Origin of the sequence: Sphingobium phenoxybenzoativorans (genome assembly GCF_001757355.1) — a bacterium.
Lineage (GTDB): Bacteria > Pseudomonadota > Alphaproteobacteria > Sphingomonadales > Sphingomonadaceae > Sphingobium > Sphingobium phenoxybenzoativorans.
In genome coordinates this window covers 1-10,843 of sequence record NZ_MINO01000097.1, presented here as the reverse complement: position 1 = coordinate 10,843, position 10,843 = coordinate 1, and the positions used below count along the sequence as shown (strand labels likewise).

The window sequence follows — 10,843 nt, the reverse complement described above, 5'->3', positions numbered from 1 at the left end:
GCGCTGCTTGGTCGATTCGAAGATCGAGATCGCCGCAGCCTTGGCGCCGCCATTATAGGTCGATTTGCTGAAGCTGTCGGTGATACGGGTCGCGTCGAGCGCGGCCTGCAGGTTGCGGTGAATGATACCCCAGGCGTCCGCATATGCATCGTAGATAGCGATCTGGTCAGGGGTTAGCTGATGTTCGAGAATGTCATATTCGACGCCAGCGAAACTGAGCGCCCGCGCCGCATAGAGACCCTGTGCCTTCAGATCGCGTGCAATCAACTCCATTGCGGCGATGCCGCCCCGGCGCAGGCTTTCGACGAAATCGCGGCGGTCGGAGAAGGCCGTCCCCGGACCCCACAGGCCAAGCCGAGTAGCATAGGCCAGATTGTTGACGTCCGAGGCCCCCGTTGCGGACACGTAGAGAACCCGGGCGCGGGGGAGGAGATTTTGCAACCGGACGCCCGCGATGCCCTGCTCGGACCCCTTGGAGGTGCCGAACCGCCCTTCCCCGCCCGCGACCCCGGCCATCTCATGAGCTTCGTCGAAGACGATCATCCCCTCATAATCGTCACCTAGCCAGTCGGTGATCTGCTTGAGGCGCGTGCCCTTGTCGCCCCGGCTCGACCGTAAGGTAGCATATGTGAGGAAGAGCACGCCCTCACTGGCCCCGATTGCCGTTCCAAGGTTCCACTGGTTGAGATGCTGGAGGTCGAGCGCCAGACCGCCGACCGCAACCCAATCACGACGGGCATCTTCGAGCAGCGTTTCGGTCTTGGAGATCCAGACATGCTTGCGGCGGCCGCGCAGCCACTGGTCGAGCAAGATCGCTGCGACCTGGCGGCCTTTGCCCGCCCCGGTGCCATCGCCCAGAAAGAAGCCGGTGCGAACCCCGCTGCCCGCTTCGTCGGGCGTCAATGTGAGACCTTCGTCCTTGGTCAGGAATCGGCCCGGAAGATCTCGCTCGAACGCAGCGCCCGCGTAGATGACGGTCTCGACCTGCGCATCCGAAAGAATGTTCTCGGCGAGCAATCTGGGCGGCAGGATCGGTGCATAGCGTGTCTTAGGGGCTGCAATCGAACCCATGGCGATCGATTCCACGAGTGCTGTCGGGTGGGGCCGCGCTGCTGCCAGGGCGATCCGGCTCGGTCGATAGGGAAGGTAGAGCCCGGAGGGTTCACCAACCGGCGCGGGAGCGTCGAGCACCTCGAATGCGATGGGTTCCGCCGGGGCAGCTACGTCGATGCGCCTCGGCACCAAGGGCTTGATCCCGCCACGGCGCGCGCCGGCGAGCAGAGCTGACGGCCGCGAAACCACCCGGCCCGGGCGCGTGGACGGCGTTGCTCCATTCGGCACAGGGTTAAAGGAACAGGCGTCGAGGGCTTCGTCCAAGGTGGCGCAGGCGATCGCATTGGCCGGGACGCCTTCAACGCCTTTGTGCAGGAGGAGAAGCTGGACAGCTTGTGTCGTACCGTGCCGCGCATAGGCAGATGCTGGCAATTCGATCTGGCGGACGAGCGTAGAACCGGCCGTCGCGATCTTCCATTCACTCGATTGCGGATCAACGCGGGTGGGAAGGATTGCGACACAGCGACCACCCTCACGCAGGCGCGTGAGGGCAGAACGCAGGTGGCGAAGGCCGGCAACCCGATCACGGCCGCGACCCTCACTGCGCGAGAAGGGCGGATTGATGAGAATGACATCCGGCACCAGATCGACGGGGAGGAGGTCGTCAATGACCTCACCGTCATGGCCGAAGATGCGTGCATCGGGATAAGCGGCCGCGAGCATGGCCCGGCGCCACGGATCAATCTCGTTGAGGATCAGACGAGCCTGTGCACGACGGGCGAAGATGGCGAGCAGGCCGGTTCCTGCCGAGGGTTCGAGCACGATGTCGCGCTCGCCGATGCCGGCTAGCCGGGTCGCGATCAGGGCGATCGATGCCGGTGTCGAGAATTGCTGGAGATCAATCTGCTTCTCGCTGCGTACGCTATGAACCGGCAGGCGCGCGACCATGGCGGCGACAAGCGCAAGCTGAGCCGGTGCCGCGTCCGGCAATGTGCTCCCAGAAAGGAAGAGCACCTGCCCCAGTTCGAGCACATCATAGGCGTCACGGATCGACCAGTCCCCGCTCGCGGGTGTCGAGCCATAGGCCCGGGCCATGACGCCGATCAGCGTGGGACGATCAATGGAAATATTGGTCGCGATTTTAGCCGCGATTTCGCGCGCGGCGGTGATGGCGGGATCGGAGAAGTCGAGTTCAGCAATGGCGGAGGCGGTAGCGGACATGATGGGGCTCCTTGGTGTCGCCCGATGATCAGCACCGGGCCACCCCGCCGAAGGCCCCCTCTCCTCTCTACATTGGCTGGGTCAGCAGCTCGGACCTGGGGACCAAGTTGCGGGCAAGCCTGTCGCGCAGGGCGTCATTCCAGTCGTCATGATCCTTTGGGAGACAATGTTCGACCTGGCGGCCGCTGGCAGATAGATGGTCGTAGGCGCGCTCAAAGCATGTCCGCGCCGCCTCATTGCGCTGCCCGAATACGATCACCCGTCTGACGCTCGAGGGTATGCCGACATGTGCGTAGCGCTCGGCGCCGAGCACTGCCCAGACTGGCAGGTCGAACCAGTCGCGCGCTGATAAGGCATCTTCGATCCCTTCGGCCAAACCAAGGGTGTCCTGCGGTGCGCCGAATTGCACACTGCCCGACCCCAGCAGCCCCAGCGCAAGCTTCGGCTTGCGAAACGGGCGATGCAAGATGTCGGAAGGATCCAGGAACGTGCGATGGACCGCGACCAATCCGAGTTCGTTTTTCACGGCGGCAATCATCGCCGGCAGACTTCGGCGATCCTTACCCTTCCCGATGATCGTAGTGGGATTGAACCGCAACTCCGGTGTCGGGGTGAACACGCCTCGGGCGCTGAGATAGGTTTCGGCAAGCGTACCATCGATCGCAACGCTGCGGTGCCATAAGGTCTTGGCGAGACCGCTCAGATCGCGAGCAGGCGGCCGCGGTTCGACGTGGACGGGCGCGCGGTCATGGAGACCTTGCCGATCGAGGGCCATCAGGATGTCGATTGGGGTGCAGCCGGCAAAGCATTTGAACAGGATGGCCTTCGTTCCCAAGCGAACGGAGAGACTTGGTGAGCGATCGTCATGGGCGGGGCAGCGGCATTCGCCGTGCGACCCTGTCCATCGGCCGCCAAGATGTTCGACGATCTGCTTTGCGCGGGTCGCCGCATCTAATGAGGCTGGCATAGGGAAACTCCTTATCGAACCGGAAGCGCAAACCCGGCCTGCCCCCTCCCCTCTTCGCGGCGCTACGCTGCCTTGGGTGCGAGGACACCGAATTCCTCGACGATCCGGTCGGTCGTGTAATGGGTCGTTCCATCACGCTCGTAGGAACTGTCGCGCAGTCGACCCGCTACCCGGACAAGATCGCCGACATGCACACGCTCTTCGATATATTTCCTCTGCCCCTCGCTGAAGATCACGACGCGGTTCCAGTAGCTATCCTCGATCCACTCATCGCCCTCACCACGGCGGCGGTAATTCGCGCAGACCGAGACGTTGGTGACCTTAAGTTTGGCGTCGATTTCCCCGATCCGCCCTATAATCTCGAACTTTGCGAAGTTGATCATGGTGCCTCCAGCTTGGCGCTGAGCAAGCATGAATGAGCAAACGATCGGATTTCGCACGCCATATGACTGCTGAGCTGCCGTGGGCCGCACGGTACGGTAGCAAGACCCGGGCTCCTATCCCCCCAGTTGGAGGGATAGGCAGGAGACGCAACAGCCAGTCCCCTCTCTAAGGCTGCTGGTTGACCTTGGGGGACGCACTGGTCGCGACCTATGAACCGAATCCGGGTGTGCGATAGCTGCTGCGGCTTGCGATCGGACACTACCGAATCACTTCCTCTGATAACTCCATCTATAAAAACGCCCGGCGCGCAGCGTCGGGGTGATTCTAAGATTCTAATGATTCTATGATTCAGGGCCGCTATGTGTTTGAAACTAAGGCCTGAATCAGGGTCTTACCTGACCTCGTGGGGGATTTTGCCTGACTTCGCGGGGGATGTAACCTGTCCTGGCGGGGGCTCTATCCTGACGTCTTGGGGATCAACCTGTCTTCTTGGGGGGCGGTCAGGATCATGTCCTTATCAGGCGTTTCGAAGCGCTTTTTGGCTCCTGTGCCACACGATCAGGCGGACAATCGCGACTCGGCAGAATCACAGGCGGAATGTCGGATTCGTACGGCAAAACTATCCTGACCTCTTGGGGGCCTACAGACGGGTATAACCTGACCTGACTTGACGAATGAGGTCAGGACAGGCAGTTTCCGCGGCAGTGTGAGGTGAATCGCATGGGAGTGCCAGCGGAAAGCGTAGACGATGAAGGCGGCGAAGAGACTTCGGCCGCCCGTTCGATGCGCGTGGCTGCAGCGCTCGCTCGCAAAGGCGGTGACCAGTTCGCCAAACCCGGACGCCTCGTCGAGGTCCGGTTCGTCAAAGGGCAATCGCTCAGTCTGACCGCGTCCCGCCTCCTCGCCCTCATGATCCTGACTGCGGGCGGAGATGCCTGGCAAGACACGACGCACCGTATGCGAAAGTCGGACATCCGTCGCGGTCACAAAGGTAACGAACGTATTGTCGATATGCTTGAAGAGCTGCACAGAACGCTCTTCGCAGAGGATGACAAATCATGGCGCGGAAAGCGCGCCACGAAGCGTTTCAACCTCATTCAGGCCTCTTGGGAAGAGGTCGAGGACAACGATAAGGAAACGGGCTGGATCGAGTGGCAGTTCACGCCTGACGCTCGCCGGCTTATCCAGGAGTCCGAAACCTATGCGGTGATGAACCGCCAGGCAGTGCTAGGGTTCAGGTCGGCCTATGCCCTAAAGTTGTACGAAGAGGGCGCCCTTCGCCTCCACCGACGGCAACCTGTGTGGAAAGTCGATATGGTGGGTTTGCGCGCGGCGCTGGGGATCGACCCCGACAAATATGCCGACTTTGCTCAGCTACGCCGTAAGGTTTTGACGGTCGCCAAGGCAGAGATCGACCAGCTCGCCCACTTCACCGTCGAATGGCAAGAGATCCGGCGAGGCCGTGCCGTGATCGAGATCGAGTTCCGGTTCGTCTCGAAAGATGCGCCGGCGCAGATTGCAACAGTCGACGAACTCGAGCGTCATTCTAAGGGACGGAAAGCCAGGCGCGAAGATACCGTCGAGAAGGTTGTGGCAAGCGATAGTCCCCTTCCCCACAGCCCGACCGTCGACGGCGCGGACGTGGCAAATGTTCTGAAGAAGGTAACTGCTGCGCTGGTAAGCTCGGACGCGGCGTCGTCGGGCGGGACAGAATTGTGGGCAAGGTTCCCTCGGGGCCGGCTGCATTTCGGGGCTACCGAGGAGGCAGCTCGTGAGATTGGAGTTCGCTATGGTGGTGGCTGGGACGTCGACATGATCGCCGAGGCCTATCGCGACCATATGGGCGCTCGCTTGAACACCCTGTCCGGTACGAAACTTGAAAAGTCCTGGAAGGGCTGGTGCGAAGCCTTTTTCAATCGGCGAGGACGGCCATAACAGCACAAATTGCAGCCCTGCAATTTGTGCCACATAGCGTCGAACAGGCGGTTACACGCCCCTCACCGCTTCGCCGAATATCACATGGTCCAAACCCAGCCACCGCGCCATTGATCGGAGGGCCTTATCCAGCTCCTCGCTGGCGTGAGCAGGCGCATCGCTCTCGAACGTCTTTTGTTGAACGAGTAGCGCCTTCGCTTTCCGGTCCGCCTTCAGATCGACCCGTGCGACGATCTGCTCATCAAGCAGGAACGGTAGAACATAACATCCATAGGTGCGCAGCGGCGCAGGGACGTATATCTCGATCCGATAGCGTATGCCAAAGAGGCGCTCGGCGCGGTCGCGTTCCCAGATCAATGGATCGAACGGCGCTAGGAGGGCGGCATGGCGTATTCGTCGTGGGCGCCTGGCCTCCCGGTGCAACCATGTTGACTGGTTCCACCCATCAATCTTCACGGGCTGAAGGACGCCCTCTTCCTGAAGTTGCGCAATAGCTGGCTGAGCCTCTGCTGGCGAAAGCCGGAAATAGTCACGGAGATCCTTTGCCGTTGCTACCCCAAGGGCGCGGGCACTGTGCTCTATGAGTTGGCGTCTGGCTGCCGCAGGTTCCGGAGTGGGGAGAGCGAGGATCGTCTGGGGCAACACGCGCTCGGTGAGATCATACACCCGCTCGAAACTCGCACGTCGTGTTGCAGTGGTGATGTGGCCGGACCAGAAAAGCCACTCCAGCGCCATCTTGCTGTCGCCCCACTCCCACCAGCCTGCGCGTCGCTTCCCACTTTCGATGTCGGATGCAGCGAGTGGCCCCTCGTTGCGGATGCGCTCCAGGATCGAGAGCGCGTCCGCCCGCCGATCGCGCGCGAATATGCGCAGACCCTTCCATCCAGTCTCGCCGGCGTTTGCCATTGCCTGTCGCCATCGCAGCAACGGCTGGAGGGGGAGGGGGATCAAAGACGCTTCGTGCGCCCAATATTCGAAGAGCCGGCGCGATCGGAGAGGCCCCCAGGCGTCGGCCTCCAGCAACCTCGGATCAAAAGCACCAAGGCGCGAATAGGCCGGAAGGTAGTGAGCTCGCGTCAACACGTTGACACTGTCGATTTGGTGGAGCCCAAGCCGGGCGATAGTACGCCGCAAATGGTGAGCCCTGACAACAGAAGGCAGGGCCTCACCAAAACCTTGCGCGGCAAGGGCGATGCGTCGGGCAAGCCCGGGGGTGAGGCTCTCTGTCATAACGACACATATCAACGCGGTCGCTTGCGACCCGCAAGGATGAACGTCGCGCTACCGGCGATCCTGTGCCCCCATCGAGTCAGGTTGCGGGCAGATTGCGCGTCTGGCACAAATTGCAGGGTTGCAATTCCTGCCATTAAGGCGTCCGATTAGCCCCCACGAGGACAGGATAGGAGTAGGGGCTGGCAATATGACGGTCTCCATGGTCCAACTGTCAAATTTCGGGTGGATATTGACCAAAAAGTGAAAATCGAACATGGATGCTCCAGACTTTAACAGGAGCAGCTATGGCGTCCGCAATTGATGAAGTGCGGATGGGGGAAACACTCGATGTTGCGTCGCTCGCTGCTCGGTCTTCCTCTGTCCTTGAAAAGCTGCGCAACTCGGCCCGAAGCGCGCGCGCCGACGAGCGGCGAGAACCGACGTTTCAGATCGGAAAGGCCGCCGATCTGGTGGGGCGGACGACCGGAGCGATTCGCGAGGCTGAGAGCGATGGCCGTCTTGTGCCGCCGCCGCGGACAGAGAGCGGTCGGCGGATGGGATACACGCTTGCTCAATTGAACGATATGCGTGGCGCCTTCGGAACGCGGCCATGGCGCGATCCAAGTGACCCCTGCTCCGTCATTGCGGTACAAAACTTCAAAGGTGGTGTCGGCAAGTCGACCGTGTCGGTCCATCTGGCGCAGTATCTGGCGATCCGCGGCTACCGTGTCCTCCTGATTGATTGCGACAGCCAGGCATCTGCCACGACGCTTTTCGGCTATGTGCCCGACCTCGATTTGAACGAGAACGACACGCTCTATCCGTATCTGCGAGAGGGCGAACGCAAGTCGCTCGATTATGCGATCCGCAAGACCCATTTCGATGGTCTCGACCTGATCCCGGCCAACCTGCGTCTCTTCCAGTCGGAATATGAACTCGCGGCGCGCATGGCACGGGGGCAGGGGGCTCTGCTTGATCGCATGGCACAGGGCATTGCCTCGGTGCAGGATCTCTACGACGTGGTGATCCTCGACCCGCCGCCAGCCTTGGGAGCGATCTCCCTATCGGTTCTAAGAGCAGCCAACGCTCTGGTGGTGCCGGTTCCGCCGACCGTGATGGACTTCTCCTCGACGGCAGCGTTTCTTGCGATGCTCGACGAGACCATTCAGGAACTCTCTACGCACGATCTCGCGCCGCAGCTGTCCTTCCTGCGCTTCGTGGCGTCGAAGGTGGATGAGGGCAAATCGATGCAGAAGGGCCTGCTCGACCTCATGCGGCAGGTCTACGGAACCGCCATGGTGCGCTCGCCGCTCAAGGATTCTGCCGAGATCGATAACGCTACGGGCCGTCTGATGACCGTTTACGAACTGGACGGCCCGATGACGAGCAAGACCGTGCGTGACCGCTGCCTGACCTATCTCGATGGCGTGAATGCCGAAATCGAGCTTGATATTCGTAAGACCTGGCCCAGCCATCTGAGCCGTTTGCGCAAGGATGGGCATGCGTGATTTACAAGAATTGCAGCCCTGCAATTTTGGCAAATAGGGGGGCAAAATGAGTTCGAAGAACAAGAGTTTTCTAGGCGATCTTGCGTCCTCTGTGGAGCCGAGCGCTGAGGGGCTGGAGCGTGGCCCGCGTTTGGGAGTAGGGGTCCTTGGTGGCCGCAACAACCGCTTGGCCGAACTGGCTTCTGGCGCGGTGGTGAACAATCCGCAGGAACTCGTCGATCCGGCGCGTTGCCGGATTTGGGAACGGCACAATCGGGACTATGGCGCACTGAGCCGTGAGCGGTGTGACGATCTGATCGAAAGTATCCTCGCGCAGGGCAAGCAGGAGGTGCCCGCGATCGTTCGGCGCATTCATGAGCCGGACTATGATTTCGAGATCATCTGCGGAGCTCGCCGCCATTGGTCGGTGTCGTGGCTGAGGGCAAACAATCACCCCGAAGTGCGCTACCTCGTGGAAGTGCGCGACTTGACGGATGAGCAGGCATTTCGCATTTCCGACCTGGAGAACCGGGCACGCGAGGATCTCAGCGACCTGGAGCGAGCGCGGGACTATCTCAAAGCGCTCGATCTCTATTACGGCGGCAGCCAGAAAGAGATGGCTAGGCGGCTGAACCAGTCTGAGGCATGGGTAAGCCGATACCTTGATCTCGCCAGATTGCCTGACGCGGTGGTCGCGGCTTTTCCTGATCCGTTCGAGCTGAAGATCTCGCACATCGGCAGTTTGAAGCCTGTGCTGAAGTCCGACGATGATCGCGCGCGAGTGTTGGCCGAGGCGCGTCGCCTGTTCGAAGAGCGCTCAGCAGGCAGCGAGGGGTTGCCCGCCAATGCTCCCGAGACGATCCGCGCCCTGATCGCGGTTGTTGGCTCGGCTGCGCCGCGCAAGAAAGAGCCCAAGCCGGCAAAAGCCCCCAAGAGGACAGGATCGGATGCCGTGGTCGTGCATAGCCCTGGCGGGACGGCTCTGCTTCGTGTCGATGGCAAGGACAGGCGTGGCGTGACACTGACGCTCTTTCACAAAGGCGGCGGTAGTCGTGCGGAAGCCGAGGCCGCATTACGCGACCTTCTTGATAATCACTGGCCTCAATAAGGGTGGCCGCGCATCTCTCGCGCTTGGCTGGCAAGCTTCGCCGCCCCTTGTGGCGAGATATTAAGAAGCCGGGCGATCGCTGGGATGCGGATGCCCGGATAGGCTGCCTCTAGTCGCATGAGGGCAGGGAGCTTACTGCGCCGGGTGACGCCGAGCTCCTTGGGAAGTTTGGCATCGAGCCTTTCAACGGCATCAAGTTCTTTCAGGCCAGCCATCGCGGCGTCTCCAAGCCGCTGTTCGAGGTCACCGGCAAGATCGCGCGCAGTGACCCCGAGGAATTTTGGAAGGCACACGAAAGAGGGAATGATCTGGGAGGTAAATCCTGCGGCGAGGAGCGCCGTCGGAAGGTGGCAGGCCAACAGCCAGATCGTGCCAAAGGTCCGGGGCTCGACGGTGAGCTGGCGCCCGTCCAGCGTCGCTAGGGAGCGACCTCCGACCGGTGCGATCTCGAGTTCTGCGTGGACCTCCAAGAGGCGTTCGGCGACAGCCAGAAGGGTAGGGGCTGCATATGGCTCAGCCAACCTCGACTTCGCCGCCCGGAACGCCGATCCAAAGAGCACGAGGTCGTCGCGGCCCCAGACCTGCACCTCCTCTCGATCGTCGAGCAGCAGACGCAGCGCATTGAGGGATGCCCTCGCCACGGCGTCGCTGTCGGCTTCCTGTGCGAGCAGCACGAAGTGCGCGAGTGCTGCGATCGACATGGGGTCATTCAGGCCTTCACAGTGGCGAGGAGGAGGGCTCCGGCCTGTAATCCAGGCAAGCAAGTCGCTCGTATCGACCGGCAATCCTGCCAGCGCAGCAACTGTCGAAGTCGCTGACATTCGCGCTCTCCCAAGCCAAATGTCGCGTGCTGAACTGCGAAAGAGACGGCCATCGAGCCGCCCGATGAGCAGCAACGGGGCAGGGGAGGGCGACCTTGGCATCCGACATCGTTACCGGCGATCTCAACCAAAGTCATATGTTAGTTGAGACACCTGATACTGATTTCAAATCGACATGCGATAATTGCAGTTATCACATAAGCGGAATTGACCCGTTCTATAATGTGGCCTACAAGCGCTGCTAAGGAGCGTGGCGCGTCGTGAGCACCGAAATCGTCCGGGAAGGGCCAGAATCCGCTGTAGCGTCCTCTGAGGCGGGCCTGCCGGCCGTCATGGCCCCAAGCGACCTTTGCTGGGCGATCGTGCACATGCGCGCCGGCGAGAGGGTCGTCATCAATGAGGCCTTGATCTCGGCCTATCAGCGCGCGTCATCGCCCCACAGCATCCGCGCGCTGAAGTCGGACATTGAGGCGTTCGACGCTTGGTGCCAACACACCAACCGGATCGCGTTGCCGGCGACGGCCGAGACCGTGGCCGACTATCTCGACGCGCGGGCGGGGAGCGGGAGCCGGCCCGCGTCGCTTTCTCGTTACAAGGCGTCGATCGCCAAGATCCATCAGCTCCTCGACCTCAAGGACCCGACGCCGGCCGCGCT

At 61.4% G+C, this 10,843-nt stretch carries 9 protein-coding genes; 4 read left to right on the top strand and 5 right to left on the bottom strand.

The features are described 5' to 3' along the window. From BHQ40_RS22480 to BHQ40_RS22470, 3 genes are all read right to left on the bottom strand, one after another. Positions 1-2,274, bottom strand: a 2,274-nt coding sequence (locus tag BHQ40_RS22480) for a strawberry notch-like NTP hydrolase domain-containing protein (RefSeq protein WP_253183445.1), incomplete at its 3' end; no start/stop codon positions are given. A 67-nt stretch (positions 2,275-2,341) separates the two neighbouring features. Then, positions 2,342-3,241 carry a DUF7146 domain-containing protein gene (locus BHQ40_RS22475; RefSeq protein ID WP_070158012.1) on the bottom strand — a complete coding sequence of 300 codons (900 nt, stop codon included), beginning with the start codon at positions 3,239-3,241 and terminating at the stop codon, positions 2,342-2,344. Between the two features lie 62 nt (positions 3,242-3,303). Then, positions 3,304-3,624 (bottom strand): single-stranded DNA-binding protein, encoded by a 321-nt coding sequence (locus tag BHQ40_RS22470; RefSeq protein ID WP_070158011.1) that lies wholly within the window; start codon positions 3,622-3,624, stop codon positions 3,304-3,306. A 721-nt stretch (positions 3,625-4,345) separates the two neighbouring features. On the opposite strand from BHQ40_RS22470, the gene BHQ40_RS22465 reads away from it, so the two are divergent. Then, on the top strand, positions 4,346-5,560 hold the full coding sequence (locus BHQ40_RS22465) for a replication initiation protein (RefSeq protein ID WP_171905931.1): 1,215 nt from the start codon (positions 4,346-4,348) through the stop codon (positions 5,558-5,560). A 51-nt stretch (positions 5,561-5,611) separates the two neighbouring features. On the opposite strand, the gene BHQ40_RS22460 is transcribed toward BHQ40_RS22465, so the two are convergent. Continuing rightward, positions 5,612-6,694 (bottom strand): winged helix-turn-helix domain-containing protein, encoded by a 1,083-nt coding sequence (locus tag BHQ40_RS22460; protein WP_290438450.1) that lies wholly within the window; start codon positions 6,692-6,694, stop codon positions 5,612-5,614. A 383-nt stretch (positions 6,695-7,077) separates the two neighbouring features. On the opposite strand from BHQ40_RS22460, the gene BHQ40_RS22455 reads away from it, so the two are divergent. Then, positions 7,078-8,280 carry an AAA family ATPase gene (locus BHQ40_RS22455; RefSeq protein ID WP_070158008.1) on the top strand — a complete coding sequence of 401 codons (1,203 nt, stop codon included), beginning with the start codon at positions 7,078-7,080 and terminating at the stop codon, positions 8,278-8,280. A 46-nt stretch (positions 8,281-8,326) separates the two neighbouring features. Further along, positions 8,327-9,367: a ParB/RepB/Spo0J family partition protein gene (locus BHQ40_RS22450; RefSeq protein WP_070158007.1), complete on the top strand. Its 1,041-nt coding sequence runs from the start codon at positions 8,327-8,329 to the stop codon at positions 9,365-9,367. Here the strand turns inward: BHQ40_RS22450 and BHQ40_RS22445 are convergent. After that, positions 9,361-10,188, bottom strand: a complete 828-nt coding sequence (locus BHQ40_RS22445; RefSeq protein ID WP_083277111.1) for a hypothetical protein — start codon at positions 10,186-10,188, stop codon at positions 9,361-9,363. The two genes, BHQ40_RS22450 and BHQ40_RS22445, sit on opposite strands and share 7 nt — an antisense overlap. Before the next feature lie 260 nt (positions 10,189-10,448). Here BHQ40_RS22445 and BHQ40_RS22440 point away from each other — a divergent pair. After that, a partial coding sequence (locus BHQ40_RS22440; RefSeq protein ID WP_171905930.1) for a site-specific integrase occupies positions 10,449-10,843 on the top strand: 395 nt, incomplete at its 3' end.